Annotated in this window: 25 protein-coding genes; 6 read left to right on the top strand and 19 right to left on the bottom strand. The window is 42.1% G+C overall.

Going from position 1 to position 25,600, the window contains the following annotated elements; all coding sequences use genetic code 11:
* From BN3279_RS18510 to mnhG, 5 genes are read left to right on the top strand one after another with little or no spacing between them, the layout of a single operon-like run.
* Positions 1-339, top strand: a complete 339-nt coding sequence (locus BN3279_RS18510; RefSeq protein ID WP_059052825.1) for a Na(+)/H(+) antiporter subunit C — start codon at positions 1-3, stop codon at positions 337-339.
* Positions 332-1,807, top strand: a complete 1,476-nt coding sequence (locus tag BN3279_RS18505) for a Na+/H+ antiporter subunit D (RefSeq protein ID WP_059052823.1) — start codon at positions 332-334, stop codon at positions 1,805-1,807. The genes BN3279_RS18510 and BN3279_RS18505 overlap by 8 nt, the downstream gene beginning before the upstream one ends.
* 13 nt (positions 1,808-1,820) lie before the next feature.
* A complete protein-coding gene (locus BN3279_RS18500; protein WP_059052821.1) occupies positions 1,821-2,300 on the top strand; it encodes a Na+/H+ antiporter subunit E in 480 nt (159 codons plus the stop codon).
* Positions 2,297-2,578, top strand: a complete 282-nt coding sequence (locus tag BN3279_RS18495) for a Na(+)/H(+) antiporter subunit F1 (protein ID WP_059052818.1) — start codon at positions 2,297-2,299, stop codon at positions 2,576-2,578. The genes BN3279_RS18500 and BN3279_RS18495 overlap by 4 nt, the downstream gene beginning before the upstream one ends.
* On the top strand, positions 2,553-3,002 hold the full coding sequence (mnhG, locus tag BN3279_RS18490) for a monovalent cation/H(+) antiporter subunit G (RefSeq protein ID WP_392396876.1): 450 nt from the start codon (positions 2,553-2,555) through the stop codon (positions 3,000-3,002). The genes BN3279_RS18495 and mnhG overlap by 26 nt, the downstream gene beginning before the upstream one ends.
* A gap of 157 nt (positions 3,003-3,159) precedes the next feature.
* On the opposite strand, the gene BN3279_RS18485 is transcribed toward mnhG, so the two are convergent.
* The 14 genes from BN3279_RS18485 to BN3279_RS18420 all read right to left on the bottom strand — a co-directional run bounded on the left by BN3279_RS18485 (position 3,160) and on the right by BN3279_RS18420 (position 17,478).
* Positions 3,160-3,690 carry a hypothetical protein gene (locus tag BN3279_RS18485; protein WP_059052815.1) on the bottom strand — a complete coding sequence of 177 codons (531 nt, stop codon included), beginning with the start codon at positions 3,688-3,690 and terminating at the stop codon, positions 3,160-3,162.
* A gap of 116 nt (positions 3,691-3,806) precedes the next feature.
* Positions 3,807-4,301, bottom strand: a complete 495-nt coding sequence (locus BN3279_RS18480; protein WP_059052814.1) for a DinB family protein — start codon at positions 4,299-4,301, stop codon at positions 3,807-3,809.
* 42 nt (positions 4,302-4,343) lie between these two features.
* On the bottom strand, positions 4,344-4,745 hold the full coding sequence (locus BN3279_RS18475) for an Rrf2 family transcriptional regulator (protein ID WP_059052811.1): 402 nt from the start codon (positions 4,743-4,745) through the stop codon (positions 4,344-4,346).
* Positions 4,746-4,944: 199 nt separating this feature from the next.
* On the bottom strand, positions 4,945-5,466 hold the full coding sequence (locus BN3279_RS18470; RefSeq protein WP_059052810.1) for a hypothetical protein: 522 nt from the start codon (positions 5,464-5,466) through the stop codon (positions 4,945-4,947).
* A 37-nt stretch (positions 5,467-5,503) separates the two neighbouring features.
* On the bottom strand, positions 5,504-6,133 hold the full coding sequence (locus BN3279_RS18465) for a TetR/AcrR family transcriptional regulator (RefSeq protein WP_082673128.1): 630 nt from the start codon (positions 6,131-6,133) through the stop codon (positions 5,504-5,506).
* A gap of 6 nt (positions 6,134-6,139) precedes the next feature.
* Complete coding sequence (locus BN3279_RS18460) at positions 6,140-7,222, bottom strand: oxidoreductase (protein ID WP_089153487.1); 1,083 nt, start codon at positions 7,220-7,222, stop codon at positions 6,140-6,142.
* 450 nt (positions 7,223-7,672) lie between these two features.
* A complete protein-coding gene (locus BN3279_RS18455) occupies positions 7,673-8,680 on the bottom strand; it encodes a hypothetical protein (protein WP_059052806.1) in 1,008 nt (335 codons plus the stop codon).
* A 28-nt stretch (positions 8,681-8,708) separates the two neighbouring features.
* Positions 8,709-10,043 carry a hypothetical protein gene (locus tag BN3279_RS18450; RefSeq protein WP_059052803.1) on the bottom strand — a complete coding sequence of 445 codons (1,335 nt, stop codon included), beginning with the start codon at positions 10,041-10,043 and terminating at the stop codon, positions 8,709-8,711.
* 134 nt (positions 10,044-10,177) lie between these two features.
* A complete protein-coding gene (locus tag BN3279_RS18445) occupies positions 10,178-11,977 on the bottom strand; it encodes an ABC transporter ATP-binding protein (protein WP_059052801.1) in 1,800 nt (599 codons plus the stop codon).
* The gene (locus BN3279_RS18440; protein WP_059052799.1) at positions 11,970-13,784 is read right to left on the bottom strand and encodes an ATP-binding cassette domain-containing protein; all 1,815 of its coding nucleotides are present in this window, start codon (positions 13,782-13,784) and stop codon (positions 11,970-11,972) included. Before BN3279_RS18440 ends, BN3279_RS18445 begins: the two co-directional genes overlap by 8 nt.
* Before the next feature lie 28 nt (positions 13,785-13,812).
* On the bottom strand, positions 13,813-14,838 hold the full coding sequence (locus BN3279_RS18435) for a radical SAM/SPASM domain-containing protein (RefSeq protein WP_059052798.1): 1,026 nt from the start codon (positions 14,836-14,838) through the stop codon (positions 13,813-13,815).
* Positions 14,816-15,112, bottom strand: coding sequence for a hypothetical protein (locus BN3279_RS18430; protein WP_059052796.1), 297 nt, complete (start codon positions 15,110-15,112; stop codon positions 14,816-14,818). The genes BN3279_RS18435 and BN3279_RS18430 overlap by 23 nt, the downstream gene beginning before the upstream one ends.
* A 342-nt stretch (positions 15,113-15,454) precedes the next feature.
* Complete coding sequence (locus BN3279_RS18425; protein ID WP_059052794.1) at positions 15,455-15,697, bottom strand: hypothetical protein; 243 nt, start codon at positions 15,695-15,697, stop codon at positions 15,455-15,457.
* A gap of 20 nt (positions 15,698-15,717) precedes the next feature.
* On the bottom strand, positions 15,718-17,478 hold the full coding sequence (locus BN3279_RS18420) for a S8 family serine peptidase (RefSeq protein ID WP_059052792.1): 1,761 nt from the start codon (positions 17,476-17,478) through the stop codon (positions 15,718-15,720).
* 389 nt (positions 17,479-17,867) lie between these two features.
* Here BN3279_RS18420 and BN3279_RS18415 point away from each other — a divergent pair, with 389 nt between their 5' ends.
* Entirely contained in the window at positions 17,868-18,356 is a 489-nt protein-coding gene (locus tag BN3279_RS18415; RefSeq protein ID WP_082673126.1) for a GNAT family N-acetyltransferase, read from the top strand.
* On the opposite strand, the gene BN3279_RS18410 is transcribed toward BN3279_RS18415, so the two are convergent.
* The 5 genes from BN3279_RS18410 to BN3279_RS18390 all read right to left on the bottom strand — a co-directional run bounded on the left by BN3279_RS18410 (position 18,353) and on the right by BN3279_RS18390 (position 25,412).
* Positions 18,353-19,930 carry a response regulator transcription factor gene (locus BN3279_RS18410; protein WP_059052790.1) on the bottom strand — a complete coding sequence of 526 codons (1,578 nt, stop codon included), beginning with the start codon at positions 19,928-19,930 and terminating at the stop codon, positions 18,353-18,355. The two genes, BN3279_RS18415 and BN3279_RS18410, sit on opposite strands and share 4 nt — an antisense overlap.
* Positions 19,931-19,974: 44 nt before the next feature.
* Positions 19,975-21,762 (bottom strand): cache domain-containing sensor histidine kinase, encoded by a 1,788-nt coding sequence (locus tag BN3279_RS18405; protein WP_232436920.1) that lies wholly within the window; start codon positions 21,760-21,762, stop codon positions 19,975-19,977.
* 130 nt (positions 21,763-21,892) lie between these two features.
* On the bottom strand, positions 21,893-23,524 hold the full coding sequence (locus tag BN3279_RS18400) for an extracellular solute-binding protein (protein ID WP_059052787.1): 1,632 nt from the start codon (positions 23,522-23,524) through the stop codon (positions 21,893-21,895).
* A gap of 44 nt (positions 23,525-23,568) precedes the next feature.
* Positions 23,569-24,441, bottom strand: a complete 873-nt coding sequence (locus BN3279_RS18395) for a carbohydrate ABC transporter permease (RefSeq protein ID WP_059052785.1) — start codon at positions 24,439-24,441, stop codon at positions 23,569-23,571.
* Positions 24,442-24,455: 14 nt separating this feature from the next.
* A complete protein-coding gene (locus BN3279_RS18390) occupies positions 24,456-25,412 on the bottom strand; it encodes an ABC transporter permease (RefSeq protein ID WP_059052783.1) in 957 nt (318 codons plus the stop codon).
* Between the last annotated feature and the right edge of the window lie 188 nt (positions 25,413-25,600).

Genomic DNA, 25,600 nt, shown 5'->3' with positions numbered 1-25,600 from the left:
ATGGAGACTTTAATGATTTTGCTGGTCGGCGTGCTAATATCCATCGGCACTTACTTGATTCTATCCAGACGGCTGCTGCGCATCGTGCTTGGTTCATCCCTAATCAGCCATGCGGTGAATTTGCTGCTCATCACCTCCGGTGGTCTGAAGACGGGAGCCGCTCCCCTGCTGAGCGAGAAGACGAAGCAATTCACCGATGCCATCCCGCAAGCCTTGATTCTCACGGCCATTGTCATCAACTTTGCCGTAACCGCGCTAGTATTAGTTCTGGGTTACCGTGCCTATCAGAGCTACGGAACCGATGACATGGAACAGTTAAGGGGAAATGAGTATGAATAACTTGTTGATTGCTCCGGTCGTTATTCCTTTGTTAACGGGAATGGCCCTCATCATTTTACAGAAGAACATACGTCTCCAACGGGCACTTAGTCTGATTGCCTTGTGCGTTACCGCTATTATCGCCGTAATGCTTATCAATCGCATCAGCCATGGAGGTATTCAAACCTTGCAATTAGGCGGTTGGGAAGCGCCGTTCGGCATTAGCTTCGTGGGCGATATGTTCAGTGCGCTCCTGCTGCTGGCTACCTCCATCGTCGCTATAGGCTGTGTGATTTTTGCCTTCTCTTCCACGGAACGACGGCAGGAGAAGCTCTATTTCTATCCTTTGTTTTTATTTCTGATTACAGGGGTTAACGGTTCATTCTTAACGGGGGACTTATTTAACTTATACGTATTTTTTGAAGTGTTTTTGGTTGCTTCCTACGTCATGATTACCTTAGGTGGTACCCAAAAGCAGCTTCGTGAGTCGCTCAAATATATCTTCACGAACATTATATCGTCTGCATTCTTCCTCATGGGCGTAGCTTACTTGTATTCTATCACTGGCACGCTGAACCTGGCGCATCTCTCGATGCGGATTGCCGAGGTAGGCCAAGATGGGCTGATTACCACCGTCGCTCTGTTATTCCTGATCGTCTTTGCCCTTAAAGCCGGATTACTGCTCTTCTTCTGGTTGCCGGGCTCCTATAGTGTGCCGCCTACAGCGGTTTCAGCTATCTTTGCGGCCTTGCTGACCAAGGTAGGCATCTATGCCATCTTCCGGATGTTTACCTTGATCTTCTATCACGAACCACAAGTCACTCATCTTGTCATCGGCATATTGGCGGCTGCAACCATGATTCTGGGGGGACTTGGCGCGATTGGCTTCTGGGATTTGCGCAATATTCTCACCTACAATGTCATCATCAGCGTCGGATTCATCATGCTGGGCTTCGTCTCCATGACAACGAACGGCATGATGGGCTCCATCTATTATTTGCTCCATGACATGATAATCAAGGCACTTGTATTTCTCATAGGCGGAACCATCATTCATTTAACGGGAACTAGCCGGTTGAAGGAAATTGGTGGCTTGATACGCTTGCAACCTTGGCTCGGCTGGATGTTCCTGATTGCTGCCCTATCCATGGTCGGTATCCCTCCACTCAGCGGCTTCCTCGGCAAAGTGTTCATTACCCGTGGTGCCTTTGAGTCCGGTTACTTCTGGCTTGGCGCGATCGGACTGGTAGCGAGCTTGTGTATCCTCTACTCCATGATCAAGCTGTTCATGAATGCCTTCTGGGGTGACACGATGCTGAATGAAGAAGAATTGAAGGGAAATGCCAAGGGTCTGCTGTTCCCCATTGCCTTCCTGACTTGTGCCAGTCTGGTCTTGGGAATCGGTGCCGAAGGGATTGCCGGTTACGTCACCCAAGCTGCCAATGAATTACTGAATCCAAACCTGTACATTCAAGCTGTGTTCAAATAAAGGAGGGATAGCCATGCCCGTTCAGGTACTGCTTAACATCTTCATCGCTTGCTTGTGGATGTTCCTGCAAGATAACATCAGCGTATTGAACTTTATCAGCGGTTACTTCGTAGGTGTATTTATTTTATTATGTACACGCCGCTTCTTTAAAGACCGCTTCTATGTATTTACGCTGGCCGCCATCGGCAAGCTATTCATTATTTTCATTCATGAATTGATCACCTCTTCCGTGATGGTCATGAAGCATGTGCTACGCCGCAAGATTGAAGTAACTCCCGGGATTTTCAAGGTCAGAACCGATCTAGAGGGGAGTCTGGAGGTTACCCTGCTCTCTCTGCTGATTTGCTTAACACCGGGTTCGGTGGTCATGGAGCTTACTCCCGATTCCAAGGTGCTATACATTCATGGCCTGAACTTACCCGAGTCTAAAGAGGCTGTCATCAAGTCAATTTCCGTGTTCGAAAAAGCGATAAAGGATGTGACGAGAAAATGATCTTCCAGACGATACTGCTCATCGCATTAGGCATATTGATGCTCTCAATCCTTGCGAATATGTACCGGGTCGTGAAAGGACCTTCCGGGGCGGACCGTGTTCAAGCCCTGGATTCGATCGGCATCAATATGATTGCCAGCATTGCGGCCTATTCCGTACTTTTCCATACTCATGCCTTCTTTGATCTTATCTTGCTGATCGGAATTCTCTCGTTCATCGGAACGATTGCCTTTGCCCGGTTTATAGAGAGGGGTGTTGTCATTGAGCGGAAGCGGTGAAGCCGTAGGAGCTATCCTCATTCTAGTCGGGGCCATCTTCAGCTTGATTAGCGCCATCGGAGGCATACGTTTGCCCGACGTGTATACCAGGTCTCATGCTGCATCTAAAAGTTCTACGCTTGGCGTGCTGTGTGCGTTGGTAGGAACCCTGCTATTCTTCCTGATCTCCGACGGATATTTCAGCATTCGCCTCATCCTGGGCATCTTCTTCGTATTCCTGACTGCGCCGGTGGCTGCTCATGTTCTGTGCCGGTCAGCTTACCGCAATGACGTCCCATTAGTGGGAACGGCCGAGGATGAATTGAAGGACTATTACATGGAGAATGAGAACACGGACGAGGACAAAGAAGAAGTGACCGAAAATGAAGCTCCTGCCATCAAATTGATTGACAACGAGACCCCGCTTCAGGTTTCGGAGACTTAAGCAGCGCCATGAGTGCTTTGAGGTACGACAATTAAAAGCCCGGTTAACAATAGAGAGCCGTGGCAACTTGCTCACCAGACTTTTCAATCAAACAAAAGGAGCCCCGGTTCAGACGGAGGGCTCCTTTTTGCTATTTAGATTCAGTTTGTAGATGATGCTATATCATGCCCACCGCTGAGAAAACAGTCAGCAGCACCGTGGCAATCAGACTCGCAATGGAGGCGAATATGCCAACCCCAAACCCTATACGGAACAAGAACGGTGTCTTCTTTCTAATGAAGTATCTCACCTCAGCAAGTGCGTTGGCATGAGGAATAGAAATCTTACTGTAGGGCTGATCTTCAATATTAAAAGTGAAATGACCGGGCGGCACGGAGAACGTATAAAGTAATCGGCGTGCCACCCCTATCATATTTACCGTATTGGTCCCCGCTATGCTGTAATACATAGTCACCTTCTCCATCCTTGAGTTCACAAGCAATGGATTCTCCACCATAAGACGATTAATCCGAAGGCCCCTGGTCTCTCCCCACAGTCCGTAGTCCCCTTCTTCAAGATATACTGTTTGCCCTGGTCTCAGTTGGTCTACAATAATCGGCGACGCGAAGGTCAATCTCCCCATCTTGACTGTAAAGATAATCAAGCTTACGGTTAAAATAATACCTGTAATCAATATGAATAGCATCATGTCTGTACCCGCACCTCCTCATCTTAATTTAAACCAATCATATCCAAGAAACAACGGTTCGGCTTCCAAAGGAAAAAATCCGATGGGAAGATGCAGTATACAATGTTAGCCGCAAATTATAACTCGGTTGATGGAGTCGCAGAGGGTTTGGCAAGGTTCAGTTTAGGCGGGATATAGCCGAGTTGTCTGCCTATTTTCACAATTTGTCCTTGATGATGAAATTCGTGAGTGGTGGTGTGCGTAAACAGCCATAATTCCGTTAACTCTGCGTTCTCACTCTTCCAGGAGGCTTGCATATCAGGGTCCCAGGTGCCTTTAAATTCATCTAGAAATTCATAGACCAGAGCATCAATTTTCTGAAAAGCTGCACGCATTTTCTGTACATTATCTACGGCTCCCGGCTTCACTTGAGCAAGGGATTGACCCAGCGCCCGGCTTCCTAACCATACTCGGTAACAATCGGCCACATGGGCATGCAAGCTGTGGATCGAAGCGCCTCCGAAGTTCTCCACTTCCTGCACATAATCTGTAGGAGACATCGTTTCACAATAACGAAATAAGGATTCCCTTGTAGTTTGGATCATGCCATATTGGACTTTGAGTAAGTTCATCATCTAGTCTCCTTTTGTATTCAAATTGAAACTTGATTGCCTCTACATGACTATGTTAAGTTCCCGTACCAACTCCAACATTTTCTGATTTCGCAGATGTTCCTCCATCTTCGCTTCAGCCGATAATACGACCTTCTGAATGGGACAATTGGGCCCATGTTCAAAGCTGCAATCAAATAAAGAGGCAGAACCTTCGATGGCATGAATAATGTCCAAGAATGAAATATCTTCCCAATTGGATTTGAGCCGATATCCGCCCTTCACCCCCGTGATGGATTCAATCATGCCAGCCTTCACCAGCTTGGTCAGGATTTTGGACAAATACGTGGGCGATACCTTCTGCCGCTCGGCCAACTGCTGTACACCGATGGGCTTTTGCGGAGTAGCCACAGTAAGAAAAAGCATCGTATGAAGCGCATAATCCGTAGCTTTTGAGTATTTCATTGCATCCTCACCTCAAACAAAGACTTTAGGTATCTATAATAACTATTATATTTTGTCAGGTCAAGGAATGATCCACCCCATGCTGCTTCAAAAAAAAGAGGTGAACGCGGGAAGCGTCCACCTCTTCGTTACCCTACAATCCCCCTACGCCCACGTTTTCCCCTAAATAACGCTGCACGAATTCAGAACTTATTCATAGTTACCTTGATAAGAACTGACGATAGTAATCCCGAAACACCTCGTAAATTTTTCGTATTTCTTCTATCTCCTTGGCGAACCGAGGCCGAAGCTCTTCCCTCTGTTGCCGCTCTACATCAAGATTAAACTCGCCATCCTCCAAGTAATTAAGCAACTCATAAAAATATTCACAAGGCTCCTTAACCCGCTCGCACTGATCAGCATATCTCCCCGCCTCCAGCAAGAAGCTGGCCCAGGAAATCTCGCTCCGCTCGTATTTCAAATACAAGCACGCGATATACTGATCTGCTAACCCCGTAGGCTCCCCAGCACTTAACTGCTCCGAGTGAATAAAGCTTCGAACAGCCTCTATCGCCTTCCCTTGATACGTCACACTCGCCAACTCAATCGCCCAATATGGCGGCTTATCATAAGCCAAAATCACCTCATCACAAAACAGCCGGTAATGCTTGTACCAGATGAGCTTCGTTTCTAACATGATTAGCAGTTGGTAGGTGAAAGATGGAGTGAGTTGTAATTTCATGAAGGCTCCTTATTTACAAAGTGTAGATATCTTCATACTAAGTAGCAAGAATGGACTTTATACTATAATCAAGAATCATTTTAATTTTATCGGGCGATGCGCCTGTCTTCTCCAACACTCGAATACCATGCTGCGTAGTCGCCAAACTTTGGGCTATTACTTTAGCTGGAAATTGCGACGTAATTTCAGAGTTTTCTTGACCACGACGGATTACTTCTTCCAGTAGCCTTTCTGAGTCTTCAAACAATGCATCGATCTCAATCTTTGCTTCTGGGTCCTCTTCCCCTAATTCCAAGGCCATATTAACGATCAAGCAGCCTTTGGGGCAGTCGTTCAGACCAGATTCAAGCAAATTAGCCCTCCACAATTCTAACGTCTTTATCGCTGACTTTTCTTGATTTAATAACGTCTGAATCGAGTCCATGGCTTGCATCCGATATAAACGAAGCGCCTTAATAAACACAGCATGCTTATCTCCATATGCTCCGTATATGCTTTGCTTTTTCAATTTACTAACTTCCACCAAATCCGCCAAAGACGTGCCTTTATAACCCTTCAGCCAAAAAACAAGCATAAGTTGATTTAGCACCTTATCATAATCGAATTCTCTGGGTCTACTCATTTTAATCCCTTCCAATCCTAGATTAAAATCAGTGCTTACAGGCATGAATGATTAGACATTCTCCTTGTAAAGCTCACTGTCTTTTATGGTAGGTAACGGGCTTAGCACTTCACCTGTGAACTCATCCATTGGCAATCCCTTGGCAACTTTAATTGGCCAATCATGATTAGCTAGAGCTGGTTTACCCAGAGAAATAAGGTCTGCACCGATCTCCAGCGCCTTCTCCGCATCCACCGGCTGATCTAGCTGTCCGTTGGCGATCACTGTTGTTTTTCCGTATTTTTTTACAAGCTCAACAAGCGTCGAGCTACTATTCTCAAAAGCAGGCAACAAACTATTATATTCCGTAATATGAATATAATCTACTTTTGCTTTACCTATAGCGCCAAAAATAATTTCAGCATCTTTTTCCCCATTAGCCCATTTATGTGTATAATCGTTGATTTTGGATTGAGATAGTCGAATACCGACAATGATACGATCACCGACTTTGTCCTTAATTGCTTCAATCAACTCCGTAATGAACCTTGTCCGGTTCTCGGTAGATCCGCCGTATTCATCTTGACGCTGATTGGTATAATCCGTCAAGAATTCATCCAATAAGAATCCACTTGCGCCATGAAGCTCTATTCCATCAAATCCGGCCTGCTCCGCCCGCAATGCAGCCTGAACAAAACCATCAATCACTTCTTTAATTTCTTGAACGGAAAGTTCTTTCGGCGCAATATGGTTCTGATCTGCTCCCAAGGGTTGAATAGCCGAAGGAGCGACCGTTCCAGATAGATACCGATTCCCTTGAGCAACCGCACCAGCATGAGCTACTTGTAAAATGATCTTGCTTCCTTTAGCATGTACAGCCTCCGTAGAAGCCTTCCAGGCTTGTACATGATCTTCATTCGCAATCCCTGGCTGATTAAGAGTGCCTTGACTATATTGTTCATCTGGATATGTTGCATCTGTAATGATCAGTCCGAAGCCACCCGCAGCGAAGCTTTCGTAATAACGAGCCATTCTGTCATTTGCGCTACCATCATGATCTGCCGACATTCTTGTCATAGGTGCAAGAACGACGCGATTTTTCAAAGACATATTTCCTAGTTGATAAGTCGAAAGTAGTTTTTTTCCTGTTGTCATATGAGCCACTCCTCGAAATTTTTTCTATATATTTTCATAAAACACTTAAAATACTGTGAATCGTACGTACAATTCTGCACTCACTCATAATTGACCAATCGGTCATTAATGATGTAAAAAAAGAGCATGTTATCTTAAGTAATTAATTCATTCCCTCCCCCACCAAACCTAATATGATCTCTGTTGGATTATAGTATCAATTCTTGACCTATAGGTCAAGAATATAGTTGCATAATGAATTAGTCAAAACCAGCGTACTATGAAAGTAGAAGGATTTATTTTTAATTCAATCGCCTTGGAGAATCGAGACAGCTACGCCCAACATTCTCTAGTTTCATCTTACTTGTATGTGCTACATAAAGATCCCGATTTGGTTCCAAACTTATATACCTTCAACATACGTGTTAAACAACTAAAGGATTATTTGTTTCTCCAGTTACTGAATTAGCTCTAGACGAGTAAAGCGTTCAATATTCTATATCCTAAATGATAATCAAGTTCCTTAATAACTTCTAACCGCTGAACTATATCAGTTAATAATGTTACCTTTTTATTTATGTAGTACTTTAATGCTAAATTTCTTATCATAAGTGTCTCCGTCTCAAGTTTTTGACATTGCTCTATTAGCTCATTTATATCTTTTAAAAAATTGGTTTTCTTTAAAAAATCAACTCTCATCCTCATTAACTTCTTATGCTCGTATATTAGGTGAAAAGATCTAATATCGAAATCAACCTGATTCTTCTCCAAAAGATATACATACTCACATACATCCGCATACGTGCTAATTCCATAGCTATGCGATTCTCTATACTGATGAATTTCATTCATAGTTAACTTTGATTCCAAATAATCTAACAACGACTTAATGACATAATTGATATTAAACTTGTATTCTATATGAGCATTCAAGCTTAAAAGTTTGACACTCTGATTAAATCCCTCATTAGGATTGAAGGGATAAATAGTATCTTGATCTTTAGGCAGCATATTATATGCGTTCTTTAATTCATCGAAGCTGCAAGTAGAAAAGACATATTTTCCACTCTTCATATTATCGGCTACATTGAAAATCTTTTTACAAGAATCATAACCATAAATGAAAATATCATGAGGACATCTAAGCCTTTGGAAAGCATCAGATGCCGAAAGGTAATGTTGATCTACTATCATATAAACATAGTTGTTCATATCGATAGAATCTATGATAAATTCTGCGATATCCTCCCATCTAGAATTAATCAGACTCTTCTTAATATGCTGATAACATAGTATCGGGGATTCACTATAATTTTTGAAATTCAATGTCAAACTATCGGGCTTAGGGCAAACAACTTGAATAAAATTACTAATGATCCATGACCAACCTTGTTGATTATCTTGGATGATGCTAAGTGGATTCGCGAAAACAGGATACGAAGTGATGACTGGCTCATTGACAGGAAGAATCTTGTACATCTATATTCCACCTTTCTAAGGCTTCAATTTAATCTAGTATTTTCAAAACTCTTTCATTAAGATAACCAATTTTCTTGCATATCTTAGCGTACTTTCGGGCATTGTTCAGTTTTCCCATTTTGAAATTCGCCAAAGCTATTTTTCCAAATAGAACAGCAACAATTTGCCCATGATTTTTATGATTTTCGAAAGAACTGATTTGCCCAATCCATAAAGGTGATTTACTTGTTTTCAAGTAATTCAGAACTTTTTCACAAGAATTAATGGCTTCTTCGTAATTTCCACTTTCTAAAAAGATATCAACCATTACATAACTTTTTTCGAAAAACGTTTTCTCATCGCTTACTCTTTCAAGATAACTATAATAATTATTATCAAATTTATATTTTTGCAATTTGAAAACTTTAAGCTTGTACAAGTTGGCCTGTTCGGAATGTGAACAGACTTTAAACCAGTTATCTATTAATTTTTCAGCTAACGCAGCGTGGTTATTATTTATTAATGAGTGAGCAGGAAAAAAATAAGGTTCATATTCTGCATAAGACGAAAGTAATTCATCGTAACATTTTTCAGAAATAGAAACGTCGTTATAAATACTGCTGTACATGAGTCCGATAAGTCCACTTAAATAACATTCAGGATAATCAAGCGAATTGTTAAATAGTATAGCAGCTTGTTTCGCATCATTGGTTTTAAGACAATTTATACCTGCTTCAAGACATGAATAACCACTATTTTTCAACTTCTGACTCATCAATGCACTACATAACTGTTCACAAATAAATGAATAGAGCAACGGGGTATACCCTCCCCAAATACTCCTAGATACGGTGATAACTCTACATTTTTCAATATAGTTTTGTATAGATTTTATAAATTCCTCACACTTTAACCAAAAAGAATTCTTATAGCAATTTGAATAAACAAGATCTATATAAGGGTTCACAAAATAATCAACATCAATATCAATAAGTATATTTTCATTCGTTATTTTATTATCCATAGCCGATTCCACTCTGGGTAGAGAAGTTATTACAAGTTGATTTTTGCTATTTTCGTCCCTATGAAAGCGAATCATATTGTAATCATGCTCTATGAGAGTAAATTTTTTTAATCCGCGTATAGCCCTCTTCATTATTTTTTCATTAGAAAAGGATGGATCTGGAATAATCCATATAATATCATTAACTATTTCATTATCCCAAGCATGATTTAAAAAGTTTCCAATTGATATATAACTATATTCATCATCAACAAAATCTCTGTGAGTATCTATATGTAATAGTGTAGCTTCTTTAATTTTGTTATCCGACCATATTCTATAGGCTTCATCATGATTATCGATTTTATATAGATAAGCCATTAGTTTACCTCCCGTTCAAAATCTACGATCGAATAATTTTAAATTCGGGAAAAATAAAAAGCAGCTATCTTGATTTTCAAGCTGCTTTCAAATTAATTAAAAGATATTTTAACTAAAGCATTGTCTAGACTATTTTACGAGTACCATTTTTCTTGTGCTGAATACATTGTTCTATACTCGCCCTCTTGAGCCATCAACTGTTCATGTGTTCCATCTTGTACAATCCTTCCTGCTTTCATAACGATAATTCTGTCAGCCAGTTTAACCGATCCTAAGCGATGGGAGACAATAATTGCAGTTTTATTTTCACAAATTTTTGCAAAGTCATTGTACAATCGAGTCTCTTCCAGTGGATCGATAGCAGCGGTAGGTTCATCTAGAACAATAAACTCACTGGTTCTATATAGTCCTCTAGCAATTGCAATTCGCTGCCATTGGCCACCAGATAAATCAACTCCTCCAAATTCCCTACCTAATTTTGTATGTATACCTTCTTTCAAGAAAAGTTCATGTCCTAAATGGATACCAGCATCTTTGCAGGCTGATTCTACCTTTCCATACACTACCTGCTCATCAATTTGACTTATACGTATATTTTCACTTAAAGACATTGCATAACGACAGTAATTTTGGAAAACTACTGACATATTATCATGGCTCACCCTATCGGCTCGAACATCCCCGTAAGTAACTTCACCTTCAGAGGGATGATATAGCCCCATAATGACTCTGCATAAGGTGGTTTTGCCGCTGCCATTTTCACCAACAATGGCCAATGTTTGCTTATCCGTAATGGTTAAATTAATCCCTTGAACTGCCCATCTATCTGTCATTGGATATTTAAAGCGAACATCCTTTAATTTAATATCTGAATGTTGAGGTCTAGGCAAGACCGATTGGTTTGAGATAGGTTCCGAGATAAAATCCAAGAAGTTCTCTGTAGAGCCGATGTTTTCTGTTGCCCATGCGATCCTTTCCGAGATAAGTTTATTCATAAATCGGTATAAATTTGCTATCGAAGCTAAAACCGCCGCAAAAGCTCCTATTGTAATCTCACGGTTCATAACCGAAGTAAAGAGCATATAAAGGATAACACCGTAGCCAATTACAGTACCTATACTTAACGTAAAATTGATTAAACTTTTCTTAAGTTCAACTCTAAACACAAGAGAATTCAACCGTTCTAAAGACGAATAATATAGCTGACTAAAAAATGAAGTGACCCCCAGCAAACGTGTTTCTTTAAGGCTATCTTTGTTTGTCAAACATTTTTCATAATATTCGTACTCACGTCGAAGCGGTGCTGACTCATCTTCCAAATTTTTAAAAGCCGATACACGTACTAATTGAGTTAGAATACAAGGTACAAATACTGCAACAATGCTGACTGCTAAAATGGGTTTTAGTGTAAATAGATACCAACTCATAAATACAAAATAAGAAGTATAATAAAAAATAATATCCAGTAAGGTCGAAGCGACCCAAATCATTTTGGCGCTCCCATTTATAGATTTATTGATAAACTCCAACCTTTTTGTATCTTCGAATTCTGCTGCTTTCAATTTTCCAATTCGCTTAAACGTTAGCTGGTTTAGATGTTTTGCAACACTTAATCCAAAAATTTCTTCATAGCAGTTTCCTAAACCATCCATAACATGATATAGAATATAAATTAAGGCCAAGCCAGATAAGGTAAGTAAAATTTGTGAAAAATTAATTTCATTCATAGAGAATGCTGAGAGTTTATCGAAAAACCATTGCAGCACCAAAACTTGTAGTACCCAAGAAATCGCTTGAAAAAAAGAAATACCGATATAAATCAAAGACATCCTAGAGTCTTCTTTAAATAGAAGCCTTAAGCTCAGGTATCCGTTAGCAAAAAAATTTCTACTATTCATTGTTTCTATTTCTGTTGCATGATGAGCTTTATTCATAGTGAATATTACGCCCCATTTCATACCAAGACTTTTGGCTTGAAAACATACTCTTATAAATTCCGTCTTTATGTTGCATTAAATTCTGATGAGAGCCTTGTTCGACAATCTGTCCTTCACTAACTACCAGAATTTCATCAGATATTTTAGCCGCACCCATTCTGTGTGTGATATAAATGTTGAATTTCCCTGTATTAATTGCTCCAAACATTTCATACAAGCGACTTTCTTCCAAAGGGTCTAATGCAGCTGTAGGTTCGTCCAAAATATTGATTGGTGCATCCGCATACACTAAACGAGCTATCGCCAATTTTTGCCATTGCCCCCCAGATAGATCTTTACTATTTGCTTTAATTTTCCCTAACTGTGTCTCAACGCCATCCTCCAACTCATTAACCACATTTTCCAGTTTCATTTGCCGAATCACCTGCTGCAGTTTCTCATTATCCATATCTAATACATTTCCCAACTGAATATTTGCTTTAAAAGTTAAAGCATATTGTGCATAATTCTGGTAAACAACTGCAATCATTGCTTTAAGTTCAGAAAAAGCATATCTCTTCAAATTTTTATTGTTTATGAAAATATCTCCTGTGTAATCTTCATACATTCCCACCAATAACTTAACGATTGTTGTTTTGCCCGCTCCGTTTGCTCCAACTAAAGCATATTTTTTTTCACCTGACATTTTAAAAGAGCAATTGTTTAAGACTAGCTTATCTGTACCTGGGTATTTAAAACTAACACCCTTAAATTCTAACGAACTGAAATGAAAGTCATCTGCCAGTTTAATTGGTAAATCACTCGCCCCTTCTTTTTCACTCAGTCGCATGAAACAAGAAAAATCTTTTAAATACTCCTGTACATGAGCATGTTGTCGCATCGTATCTGACAATTGCCATGACATGCGCTGAACAAGATTAAGTATTGCCGTAACAAGCGCTATGTATAGTCCCACAGTGAGACTCCCCGTGCGTAAAGAAGGCAATAACATGGCCACAACTACAATTCCAATGACAAGCGCAACCATAGACCCACTTTTCAAATTAATAAAGGTTCTGACCTGCATTTTCTTCTCAATATTATAGGACTCGTCATAAAGATTTTTGTATGTATCACTGAGTGCCGGGGTATATCCAAATAAGCTACGTTCTTCAGCATATTCTCGGTGTGTTAAAATTTCAGCCAGATAGCCGTATCTTCTTTTAATTTTTTGTGCTTCCTTATTTATAAAATAATTTTGCTTACCCAATTTAGTAGCTAGATAAAACAAAGGAATTGTTACAAGTAAGATTAACCCTCCTGTCACTAAGCTAGATGACATCACAATAATAAGAAGTGAAACCGTTCCGATTACGAGATTAAGAAAGTTAAGTAAATTGTTAAACCCATTCGTAAAATTATCAATTGGATCAGCACATACCCGATTAATGAGCTCTTGAGTTTCATTATTTTCGATATGCTTATATTCCAAACGATTGCGTTTTAATACGATTTCTTTTTTTAAAACAAGACTTAATTTGTTTTTACCAGAAACATCAATAATTTTCATGATATTTGGTAATAGATGAGTAAATATAATATAGGCCATGATTAAAGCGATTGGTGTATAAATAGCCCTGAGTTGTTCTGCTCCGTTAAAAATATCGGTGGCTGTATTAATAAAAAGAGCAACAACAATTGTTTGATAAGCAGGTATAAAAGCATCTAATAACATATATAAAATTGTAGTTGTAGTGTGAACAGGAATAATTTTAAATGGAATCCTAATTAAATCTAACCAACCGTATTTTCTGGCACTTAACATATGTTCCCCTCACCAATTCCTAGAATAATCACATCTCATTTGAACAATAATTTCTAACCCTCAGCTTGGCGATAGACCTTGCAAAAGTGTCACATTCGAAAATATCTCCTTTATCTAGCAACGCCATTCCTGGACATCTTTCACATTCAGATTGAAACTCACAACTTGGGCAATGTTTCAAATCACTTTTCTTAATGCTCTTTATATACTTAAGTGATTCTGAATGATTCCATATATCACTTATCGTATTTTCAAATACGCTTCCAACTTTATAAGGGAATGCATTGCAAGGGAATACATTTCCTTCGCTATCAATGGAAAACGAATAAAATAACGCTCCACAAGGCACTTCAGTTTCGTGTATAAGTTTATTTTTGCGATTGTTCATTTCATCAATTTTCTTCACAACAGTACCTAACTTATTGTCATGGACTCTTAAACATTTTGGTGACTCATTACCATCCAATTTAGAGTAAATCATAGGTGAGGCAAAAAATTTAAAATTATTTACTTCACAATATTCTCTGACTTCGTCAACACATAAAGAGTTGAACTCCATGATTGGCATTTTGATCTGAACCCTTATATTGTTTTCTTTTAACATTTGTAAATTTTGTTTTAGTCTATCTAAAGATCCCTTAGATGTTGTTATGGAATCATGAATTTCACATTGAGTAGAAAACATAGTTGTAGAAAATTCTGATATGTAAAGTTTAGCCAAACGTTCAACTTTATTTTGGTTTAGCAAAGTTCCGTTGCTAAGTAGGAAGACTCTAAGATGAAGATTTCGCGCTATCTTAATCAATTCAAAAAGATCTTCACGAAGTAAAATCTCTCCTCCTGTAAATGAGACATTTACTACGCCTAGTTCTCGAAGTTCTGTCAACAAGCTTCTCATTTTTTCAGTATTCATTCCACTTTGGTGGTAATTAGGCAAATAACAGTGTTCACATCTTAGATTGCATCTTGTTGAAAGCTCAATAACTACACTGACAGGTACATTGTTTAAATACGCAATATTATAGAAATGATCAACAATCATGTCTTGATTCATATGAATATCCTCCCAAGGATATTAATTTTTTTTCAACTAGATTATTTTTTATTCTCAAAACACGTTGTTGCATAATTTTTTGGTCTTCATCATATTTAATTGATAATTTTTTTACGATACTCAAAAAGTCATTATCCCGTTCAACTTCTAACCAAAAATCCCTTGATAAACCTTTGAAAAGATAGGTATTATTTGTTATTTCATCGAACACAAACATATTATTCACAAGTAAAGTAAATGAAACATTTTCAGCATAAAAAATACTATTACACATGAATATTTCCTCCTAACCTTTTAAGACATTGACGGTAAATTTGAAAAGGATTGTTAAAGTGGTAATCAAAATGATTCCCTTTCCCATCCTATGAGGGGAAAGGGAATATATCCTTGTACCCCATTGCTTGTAAACGGTCCCACGAATTTTCTGGCTACGATCGGCAATCTATTCCATCATCTTTTGGATATTATGTGGTAATAGAAATTATCTGCCACTACAAGTACCTGTGTTTTCACAATAGTAGAAGGAGACCAAAGTTTTCTTTTCTGAAACTTTCTTCACTAATTTTTTCATATAGTTCACCTCCTTTCAAATATAAAACGCATAAACTTTGAGTTTTTATTCACAATCCAAGATATTGTTTACCAACTTATCAATCACGTAATATATATTATCCATATTGAGCATATAATCCATTGAGAGATACTCATCTGGAAATTCAATGGAAAATTCCTGTTCCAAACATACAACAGATGAGATAAAACTCATAGAATCAACATTAAGTAAACTACCATCATCACTTATCTCTATACCGTTATCTTCTAAATTAATTCGTATTCTACTCTTCATCTCCATTTCCAAATCACTCATCTCCTTATTTATCATTCTGAAAAGTTATTTATAATTAGATCAACTAGAAAGTCCATATCATTTTCAATTCCTAATCCCAAAACAGGAATTTTAAACTTAGTACTAAAAACTTCTTTCAATACATTTAATTTCTTAGATTCTAATTCCTCAATCTTGTACTTTATTCCTGATAAAGTTTCTACTGCGCGCATTGGAAATATCGTCAAAGCCTTAACTTTCCCGTTATCAACAGAATTTATAAAATTAATAGTTCTCTCAATATAATCTATATCATCATGCGGATTCACACATAATATACAAAGATCTGGCATAATTCCTAGCAAAAATGCATACTGAAATATCCCAAAATGTTCGATCTGCGAATCATTATAATGTAAGGTTCCTGATTGACACCCTGTAATTAAAATGTCTTTCTCTTTCAGTTGAGTTTCCCATACCATTTCATTGAGTATGGAAATACTTTCCCACGGCTGAATCTTTAAATATGAATGGTAACCAAAGTGAAATACAAAATCAGCATCAAACAAATATCCTGAAGGTTCTGTAGAAATATGGCCTGTCTTATACCCTTTTTCCCTCAATTTTTTGACAATCTCTAACTGAAGTGTAAACTTCCCCTGCTTTGAGCTGGTTCCAAAAACCCCTACTGATGGAATCATAGGCTTCCTGAGCTTCAAAAAATTTTCATGTGGAACTGATGAAGAGGATATTTTAGGATAGTACATTCTATTGTAATCATTCTCTAACTGTTCAAATGTATAAATATTTTTCCTATAAAGCTTTGCCTTATTAATGATTTCCTCACTATAATTGCGCTTAGTGATTGCAGCTAGCTCAGTTGTACAAGATAAAACTACCGTATCAAAATCTCCTTCCCAATCAATAGAATCAAATGATTTTATATCCTCTCCATACAATTTTTTGCCTACATTTCCTGATAATCTTTCGTCATACACTCCATTAATTTCAAATTCAAGAATATCCTTGAATCTCAATAAAGCTTTGCTCTCTTTGTTTATTGGAAAAATTATGGCTTTTTGAATTTCAAAATTTGGAGGCTGAATCATTTCACCTGATTTAATATTCAGCTCAACATTAGCTATGCTTTTTAAAATATTAATTTTATCTACAGACTCATCAAAATTAATATTCTTATTTGATAACATGCCTGTTATTTTAGCGGCGGCAAAACTCGTTCCTTTTATTATCGTTCGATCTCCCTTCCAAATCGTACGATAGTAAATATCAGGTACAAAGATGTCAACAATACCGTTGACAGAGTAGTAAATATCATTTTTACTCTCATAGTCTTTCTTTACATCTACTCCTATCACATTATGCAGTGCTGCTGGATATGAAATTGCACCGTCATTATCAAATGCGGCAATAATTGTCGAACCTTTTTTGTGAATTTTTTCACAAATATTGTTTAATATATCAAACTCTGACAAGTGAGTAACTCCAGCGCTAATATTTATAATGTCAGCCCTGAGGTTCTGTTCAATATAAGCTAGTACAAATACTAATCCCTTCTCGTTAATTTCCATAGCTGAATCACATATTCTAAAAGATAAAATATCAACATTGCTACTTTCTGAATAAATAATATTAGCTACAGCCGTACCATGACCTATGTAGTCTTTAGGGCTCTCTTTTGCAATATGGAAAACACCTTCTTCTTCATTTAACACATAAGATTCAGATACAACATCTATTACATTAGAATTTTGTGAAATACCTGAATCAATTATTATAATTCTTGTTTTTCTCATTCTATTCTCCTAATGAAAATTTTTCTTGTTAAAAATAGAAATTATTTCAACTAAATAAAACATATCCCTTTTTCTCTTAGATGCTATCACGGATTAGACCAGTTATCAAGCAAATTATAAAGCGCTTACTTTGGAGGTGTAAATTGAGACATGTTAAGGGAAAGTAAGTTGCTCAACTTTCGCTCAAACTATGATCTGTACTTTTCTTGCTTACTCTATAATTTTGTTGGAGTAGCCTTACTAAAACACGCACTACTCCAACTCCCCCTACCCCAGCCTAACTTAAATCAATAAAGCAAACCGGATTTTATGCGATATTCGCATAGGGGTATATCCCCACCTATGCTAAAATGACAGTAAACCATCCCTCAAACCCGGAGCTGAACACTATGATTACAATCAGACCGTTAGAAGGTCATGACTTGGATTTCTTCCTGGATATGCACTATGAGTCTATTCATATATTGCAGGGCAAGCCGGAGAAGCATGAGCTCTTGAATGAGCCTGCGATTAGGAAATACCATGAGGGCTGGGGCAAGCCAGGAGATCGAGCTTTTGTTGCGCTGAAGGAGAATCATCTTGCAGGGGCAGTGTGGTACAGATTGTTCCCGGAGACGGATAAAGGGTACGGGTTCATCGATAGCGATACGCCAGAGCTAGGGATCGCCGTGCATCCAGCATACCGAGGGAGTGGCCTCGGGCGAAGATTAATGCATGAGGTAATAAAGCAAGCAGAAAGGGATGGCTACCCATCCCTTTCTCTTAGTGTTGATCCCAAGAATGCCTCCGCTGTGAAGTTATATCAGAGCTTGGGGTTTGTGTATTGGGGCGTCTCCGGTACTTCATGGACGATGAAGCTCACGCTTCCCTCATGCTAGGCTAACCCGTCTGCCAGCTTCTGTGATGCTCCAGCCGACCGCTTTCGGTATTCTTTGGGCGAGAGGCCTTCGGTTTTATTGAACGTATTCGTAAAGTAATTAGGATCGTTGAAGCCAACGGCTTGAGCGATTTCGAAAATTTTCATGTCCGTGCTTTTGAGCAGGAGCTTGGCTTTTTGTACGCGCAGATTCTGGATGTAGCCGGTGATGCTTTCACCGGTTTCTTTCTTGAACAGATTGCTGAAATAGCTAGCGTTCAGATGCACTTGGACGGCAACTTCAGTCAGCCCACATTCGCCCATATAATTCTCTTCAATGAACCGGATCGCCTGTTTGACCGGATTGTCGTTCTTGCTGACCAACCAGCTATTATGGGAGTGCAGGAACTCCTGAATATAGGTTTGTAGCCAAGCAACTACCTCTTGGGACGTGCCACATTGCTGCACCGCTCCCCATTCAATCGAATGAGAAGCCACCCTCCACTCGGGGAATTGCACTTGCACCAACCGCAGGAACGCGGTCGTCAGCAGCAACGCTTCGATCTTGGCCGTTTGCGGGGGCTGGCCGTCAATTCGTGCCACCTGCTCCTGGAGCTCATTGTTCAACTGCTCATTATCCCCTGACATCAGCCAAGACACGATTTCCTTCTCTTTTTCATAAAGTGCCGTCTGATTCAGCAAAGACTCATGAGCAGCGCTGCGCTCTGCCGTCTCCTCCCGATCCGCTCTGTCACTATACCGCACATAAGCCCGACGAAGGTCTTCGCCATGGCGACATGTCCCCTGCCCGTGGCAAGCTAGCTCCAGCTTCAAATAATGATGCACCGAATCGGCAAGCGTCTGCGTCCAGGATGAAGGAACCTCCGCTCCGAAAGCCGCATGATCCACTAACAAAGCCCATTCCGAGGGACTTAAGGAGAACAGCCGAAAGCCCCCTTCCACCACCCATTTATTCAAATGCTCCCGTACCATGTTGCTAAGCGCAAATTGCAGGAGAGGGATGTCCTGGGTAGAGTATTGTTTTGCCGTAGATAAATACGCAGGAACATTGAGCAAATAAAGCTCCCCTTCCTTCAACCGCCCGAGCAGCGCCTCTACCTCCCGCTTGTTACAAGACATCCCGAGCATGGCCGAGCGAAGCTGGCTGTCCTCATGCTGCCGCTTCCAGTCCTCCATTTGCCGACGGGACTGATTTTCTTCAATTAGCCGCACATAGGTCCGGTCAAGCACACCCAGAATATCACCCTCTACGCAGGGCTTCGTAATAAAATCCAGCACACCGTACTTAAGAGCCGACTGAGCATAGGCAAAATCCTTATACCCCGTAATAATCACAATCCGCGTCTTCCAGCCACGGGACTTGATCTCCTTGGCCAATTCGAGTCCATCCATGTGAGGCATACGGATATCCGTCAAGAGTAGATCCGGTACGCATGACTCCATCGCTTGCAGAGCGTCCCGGCCATTGGCCGCTTCCCCCGCCACCACCCATTCAGTGGAGCGCTTGCCTGCCAATTTCAGCAATCCGTTGCGAAAATTCGGCTGATCCTCAGCGATAAACAGCTTCCCTCTCATCCATTCCCCTCCCCCTAAGTTATGTGTGCATCACTTCACGATTTCTATATCTCCTGCGGCCTCGTCCGAAGGGGAAGCCGGATATCCACGGTGGTTCCTTTCCCTTGTACACTGGTAATCTCTACTCCGTAAGGAGCCCCATACACGAGTTCAATGCGACGCAGCACGCTCTTGAAGCCAATCCCGGTCTTGCTGCTCTCTGGCAGCACCTCTCTGGCATCTGTCAACGCCGCCAAAGTCCGTTCATCCATGCCACAGCCGTTATCCGCTACCTCAATATACAGGGCGTCTTCCTGCAAAGTCGCCTTCACCCGCAAGACCCGGTCCTTATCCATATCACGGAAAGCATGGACGAACACATTCTCGACCACCGGCAGCAGCAGACATCTCATCATCCGCAAGTCCAGCAAGGCCTCATCGGCCTGAATAATCGTCTCAATCTCTCCGGTGAACAACTCCGTCTGAATCATAATGTAATTGCGGATTTGCTGTAATTCCTCACCCAGCGTCGTATCGGTATTGACTGGCTGAAGCGAATATTTGAGCATTTCCGAGATGGCGTTGATCAGCAGTGCCGCCTCGGCTTGATCATCGTTATATAGCTTCCAATACAATTCATTGAACAGGTTATGCAAATAATGCGGGTTCAACTGGGCCTGGATCGCCTTCAACTCCGACTCCCGCTGACTGATCTGGGCCAGATATACCTTGTTGATCAGTTCACTCACTTGTTCGGCCATGCTATTGAAGCTCTCGCTGATGAATCCCAGCTCATCCCCGGAACGGACGCTAATTCGGGCTGCGAAGTCCCCGGAACGCAGCTTGCGGAGTCCCCGCATCAGATCAGCCAAGGGCTGTAGCAGCGTGCGGGTAGAGAGCGTAATGAGCAAGGCGCTAAGCAGCGCTACGCCCACACCGGCAATCACGAAGATATGAATGATGTCCTTGTTCTTCCGCTGAATCTCTTGCAGCGACACCCCTCCATAGAGCGTAAAGCCCGATGGCTCCAGTCGGTGTCGAACGAAGAAATAAGCGATGCCGTTCATGCGTGCATAATGGGGATCGCCAGCTTCAATCAGATGCATAAGCTGCTCCGTCTCTTCCCCGTTGGAATTGGAGTACAGCATGCCGCCCATCGGCTCCAGCAACAGCACTTTGCCGTTGCCATTCTCCGCGAGATCCCGCAACACTCGGGATACTAAGCTCTCCTCCATCACCATGACCATCGTGCCATAGGGAGTGAGTTTATCATTGAGCATGCGCCGAGCCGCAATCAGCACCGTTCGGCGTCCACCAGGATCGACCGCACTGGGGAGACTCGCACGACCCCACACCAGGTTCCCCCGATACGCCTCCAGCTTACTCATCACCATGTCCAAATCTGCCGCCTCCGGCTCACCCGATGCCCCATTTCGCGATAAAACCGCCAGTTCTCCACGCTCATTGAACAAGAATACCGAGCGGATCGACGGGGCATCCACTTGCAGGTTAGTTAACTGCTCTTCGACATATTTGCGGTTCTTGAATTGCGTATATAGATCTCCACCAGGATCAAGACTTTCCCTGACGAACAGTTCGATCGATTCATTTAAAATAATGGATTGCGATACCCGGCTGACCTCCTGGAACGTAAGCTCCAATCTAGCCAGGGCCTGCTCATTGGCAATGGAGAACTGCTTGCTGATCTCGCTCTCCATCATTTGAACATTCAGGCGGGAGACGAGCCAGCCCGCCAACACAAAGGCTAAAGTAACCATACAGGATAGCAATACAATCAGCTTCAACTTGAAGCTGCCCTTGAATTTGTCGGCAATGCGTCTTGGCCAGTTCATCGCATTCAATCTGGCTCCCCCCAAGATGTAGATGATTTACTCCGATTGTACCCCGTCACCCCGGGATATTAAAAGAACAAACTTGGCCCGGCATCCGCCGGACCAAGCCCTATTCACTTTATGAAAATGACTATTTCAATTGGGAACGTACCATCTCCAGCACATCCGCGCCGAGGAAGGCAGTGTCTTTATTTTCCTGATACCAGGAGTTCATGTATTCCTCGATTTGTTTGCCGCCGCTTCTCTCCCAGGCTGCCTTGGCATCTGTCACAGCTTGCTCCGCCGTATAACTCGGCCCACCGATAATCCCCTTAACATAAATGTCGCTTAATTCCTTATTGACGTTCGTATTAATAACCACCAGGTCACTTGGTAACACCGGCATATGCTCATAGTGAGTCAGAGCGGGATATTGAGCCTCAGGATCAAGCAGGAACTGATCTGCGGTGTTCATCATGTCCAGCCCCGCCTTCTGATCCGGGTCCTCCAGATTAAAGGCTGCGACCGAAGTTAAGTGTGGATTTTGCGGAAGGGAGTAGAACATCGTATAGTCCGCTGCCCAATCCACTTCCTTCACGTTCTTGTCGGGATCGATGACGACAGGAGCATCGCCTTCCCCCTTATTCCAATGTTCCCCTTCCAGGCCTTTTCTCAAGATTAACGCCGTTTCCGGCTGCATCATGAAGTTGAGATATTCCATCGCTGCCTTGGGGTCTTTCGTCCCTGCATTAAGCACCGTCGTCATTTGTAGTGGGTTCGTTACGTGATGGGTGAACAAGCCCATCGGAGACCTAGGTTGTTGCAAAGGAGCTATCTCCGCATCCGGCATAACTCTGCGAATTGTCTTGATGTCGGTCACCGTACTCTCGAACCAGTTGTTGATCTGAGGCGGAAGGAACACACCGACCTTGCCATTCAAGTAATCCTGCTTCGCCTTGGAGCCGTTCTTGTCGGCGAGGTAATCCCGGTCAATCAGCCCTTCCTCGAACAGTCTCTTCTTGAACTTCAGCGCTTCCAGCGTATTATCCCAGCTGCGAACAATCTGATCGTCCTCTAGCAGCCATCCGTTGGACCCAAACATGGAATCCACCATGCCGCCCGAGGTATAACTGATGTTCGTTCCGTACGTATCCTTCTGACCGTTGCCATCAGGGTCTTGCTCTACGAAGGCCTTGAGCACGGTATACAGTTCTTCGGTCGTCGTTGGCATCTCCAGATTCAGCTTCTTCAACCAGTCCACCCGGATAAAGGCGACGCTTTGCAGATGGGGCTCATTGATCTTGCCGATTTCGTACAGCTTGCCATCCGACTTGGTGCCCACGTTGCGCAGTTGGGGATAAGCCTCCAGCAGCTTTTCATATTCAGGAGCATACTGCAAATAATCGTCCAGCGGCAGCAATTGCTTCTGCTGGTACAAGGAATCCCGGAACCCGGTGTCGTAATCATTGACGATATCCGGGGCACTGCCGGAGGCGAACATGACGTTGAGCTTCTGTGTCGACTCCGACCGCAGCACCGGTACGAACTTGGCAGCAACCGGCGAATTCTCGTTGATCCATTTGGTCCAGCGATTCTCCTCTACCGTTCCCTCTGCAGCGGGGATATTTCCTCTGTCATAGTTGGATACGGTAATGACCGGCTTCCCGGCACTTTGCCCTTCTCCCTTGGATGAGCCACAACCGGCGACCCCCACGGTTAACACCAGAACCATTACTGCAGATGACCAGACCCTCTTGCTCCACTTGAATGTTTGTACAGACATGTTGGAAGCTCCTCTCAATCTATAATGAATGGAATGTGTTGCCGTTAGCCTTTAATGGAACCCAGCATGATTCCTTTGACAAAATATTTCTGCAAGAACGGATACACGACCAGCATAGGCACCACCATGACCATGACGCCTACCGCCTTCATCTTCTCGGAGATCAGCTCCTGTTGCTGTGCCACGTCCATCGCCATCATGTTATCCATACTTTGAATTTGCAGCATACTCTGAACAATCACCGTCAGATTCTGGAGTTCAGTTCGGTTGATGTACAAGATCACATTCATGAACATGTTCCAATACCCGACGCCGTAGAACAATGTCAATGTCGCCAGCATCGGCAGGGATAGAGGCAGAATGATTCGCCCTAGCAGTTGCATCTCCCCGCAGCCGTCAATTTGTGCAGAATCCGTGACTTCCCCCGGAATGTTCTCGAAGAAGCTCTTCATAATGAGCATATTATAGGTGCTTACCAGTCCAACAAACCATAGAGACCAGTACGTATTTGTCAAGTGCAGGCTGTTCATCACCAGATACGTAGGAATCATCCCACCGCTGAACAGCATTGTGAACAAGGCGGCTGTAGTGATAGGCTTACGTGCATACATGTAGCGCCGTGATAATGGATACGCTGTCAAAACCGTGGTCAGCATACTCAGCGCCGTTCCGCACAAGGTAATAACCACACTATTGGTGAACGCCCGTAAGGCTGGCGTGTTCTCGAAGAAATAAGCATATGCCGTAAAATCAAGGCCCACCGGCCAGAAATACACTTGCCCCAAATCGACCGCATGCCCCTCACTAAATGACAAGGCGACCAAGTGAAGGAACGGTAGAATACAGGTGAGCGAGATAATGATCAAGACGACGTGTACAAAGACGCTAAAGACTTTTCCTCCAGTAGACTCTCTCAACGTGATTCTCCCTCCTAAAATAAGCCCTGATCAAATTTCCGTGCAAGCGCGTTGGCCGACAATACCAGAATCAGCCCCACAAAGGATTCGAACAGCCCCATCGCGGTGGTTAAGCTGAATTGGGCTTGCTGTAGCCCCACCTTGTAGACATAGGTACTAATCACTTCCGCTTGCCCCAGAACGGTTGGATTTTGCAGGTTATATACCTGATCGAATCCGACCTCCATCAGACGGCCCATTCCCAGGATGAGTAGAAGAATAATCGTGGGACGAAGTCCCGGCAGCGTAATATGCCAAATCTGTCTCAGCTTGCCTGCTCCGTCCAGTCCGGCGGATTCATACAAGCTTGGGTCGATAGAGGAAAGAGCAGCTAAGTAGATAATTGCACCGAACCCCATCTCCTTCCACATGCCAGAGCCAATAAAGATCGCTACCCAGGAATCAGCTCGGTACAGGAAAGGAACGGCCTCTATCCCCCATTGGGCCAGCAATTTGTTGATCGTTCCGCCATCAATCGAGAACAAGGTCAGGACAATCCCCGCAACGATAACCCAGGATAGAAAGTGCGGGAGATAAATGATCGTTTGAATCCAGCGCTTCAGCCAGTTCTTACGAACCTCATTCAGTGCAATGGCAATAATGATAGGAGCCGGGAACCCGAAGATCAGGTTGAGAACGCTAAGTTCAAGCGTATTCCAGATGACTTGCAGCGTAATCTTGGATTGGAATAAAATCTCGAAATATTTAAGTCCCACCCAGGGACTGGATAAGATGCCGTCACGGAAGTTGTAATCCTTGAAAGCGATAACAAGACCACCCATAGGAAAATACCGGAAGATCACATAATACAAAATTCCCGGTATAAGCATCAGAAACAGTGGAATATTCTGCCGGAACCTCTTGGTGTGGTAAAAGGCTTGCCTAGGCTTTAGCACCCTGTCCGTTCCAGCGGTGGCAGGTGTTGTTGTCATGGTCTAACCTTCTTTCTTGGTTGGATGCTGATCAGTTGATGTGTATACTGTACCGCAATCCTGGAAGACCTTACCTTGAGAATCTATAGGTTTTTCTATAAATTTTTTGTGTATCTCCCAAGGCTTCAGGTTTGGACAACTTAAGTAACGCCCTAGACGCCTTAAACCAAACAAACGAGCCGCGGTTC

This window comes from Paenibacillus senegalimassiliensis, from assembly GCF_001486585.1.
GTDB classification, from domain to species: domain Bacteria; phylum Bacillota; class Bacilli; order Paenibacillales; family Paenibacillaceae; genus Fontibacillus; species Fontibacillus senegalimassiliensis.
Note: the sequence above shows the minus strand (reverse complement) of the source record. Positions and strands in the feature narration are given on the sequence as shown.

Bases quoted from the DNA above. Each gene is read 5' to 3' on its own strand.
- BN3279_RS18510 (WP_059052825.1), top strand. From the start codon at position 1: ATGGAGACTTTAATGATTTTGCTGGTCGGCGTGCTAATATCCATCGGC.
- BN3279_RS18505 (WP_059052823.1), top strand. From the start codon at position 332: ATGAATAACTTGTTGATTGCTCCGGTCGTTATTCCTTTGTTAACGGGA.
- BN3279_RS18500 (WP_059052821.1), top strand. From the start codon at position 1,821: ATGCCCGTTCAGGTACTGCTTAACATCTTCATCGCTTGCTTGTGGATG.
- BN3279_RS18495 (WP_059052818.1), top strand. From the start codon at position 2,297: ATGATCTTCCAGACGATACTGCTCATCGCATTAGGCATATTGATGCTC.
- BN3279_RS18485 (WP_059052815.1), bottom strand. From the start codon at position 3,690: ATGATGCTATTCATATTGATTACAGGTATTATTTTAACCGTAAGCTTG.
- BN3279_RS18480 (WP_059052814.1), bottom strand. From the start codon at position 4,301: ATGAACTTACTCAAAGTCCAATATGGCATGATCCAAACTACAAGGGAA.
- BN3279_RS18475 (WP_059052811.1), bottom strand. From the start codon at position 4,745: ATGAAATACTCAAAAGCTACGGATTATGCGCTTCATACGATGCTTTTT.
- BN3279_RS18470 (WP_059052810.1), bottom strand. From the start codon at position 5,466: ATGAAATTACAACTCACTCCATCTTTCACCTACCAACTGCTAATCATG.
- BN3279_RS18465 (WP_082673128.1), bottom strand. From the start codon at position 6,133: ATGCCTGTAAGCACTGATTTTAATCTAGGATTGGAAGGGATTAAAATG.
- BN3279_RS18460 (WP_089153487.1), bottom strand. From the start codon at position 7,222: ATGACAACAGGAAAAAAACTACTTTCGACTTATCAACTAGGAAATATG.
- BN3279_RS18455 (WP_059052806.1), bottom strand. From the start codon at position 8,680: ATGTACAAGATTCTTCCTGTCAATGAGCCAGTCATCACTTCGTATCCT.
- BN3279_RS18450 (WP_059052803.1), bottom strand. From the start codon at position 10,043: ATGGCTTATCTATATAAAATCGATAATCATGATGAAGCCTATAGAATA.
- BN3279_RS18445 (WP_059052801.1), bottom strand. From the start codon at position 11,977: ATGAATAAAGCTCATCATGCAACAGAAATAGAAACAATGAATAGTAGA.
- BN3279_RS18440 (WP_059052799.1), bottom strand. From the start codon at position 13,784: ATGTTAAGTGCCAGAAAATACGGTTGGTTAGATTTAATTAGGATTCCA.
- BN3279_RS18435 (WP_059052798.1), bottom strand. From the start codon at position 14,838: ATGAATCAAGACATGATTGTTGATCATTTCTATAATATTGCGTATTTA.
- BN3279_RS18430 (WP_059052796.1), bottom strand. From the start codon at position 15,112: ATGTGTAATAGTATTTTTTATGCTGAAAATGTTTCATTTACTTTACTT.
- BN3279_RS18420 (WP_059052792.1), bottom strand. From the start codon at position 17,478: ATGAGAAAAACAAGAATTATAATAATTGATTCAGGTATTTCACAAAAT.
- BN3279_RS18415 (WP_082673126.1), top strand. From the start codon at position 17,868: ATGATTACAATCAGACCGTTAGAAGGTCATGACTTGGATTTCTTCCTG.
- BN3279_RS18410 (WP_059052790.1), bottom strand. From the start codon at position 19,930: ATGAGAGGGAAGCTGTTTATCGCTGAGGATCAGCCGAATTTTCGCAAC.
- BN3279_RS18405 (WP_232436920.1), bottom strand. From the start codon at position 21,762: ATGAACTGGCCAAGACGCATTGCCGACAAATTCAAGGGCAGCTTCAAG.
- BN3279_RS18400 (WP_059052787.1), bottom strand. From the start codon at position 23,524: ATGTCTGTACAAACATTCAAGTGGAGCAAGAGGGTCTGGTCATCTGCA.
- BN3279_RS18390 (WP_059052783.1), bottom strand. From the start codon at position 25,412: ATGACAACAACACCTGCCACCGCTGGAACGGACAGGGTGCTAAAGCCT.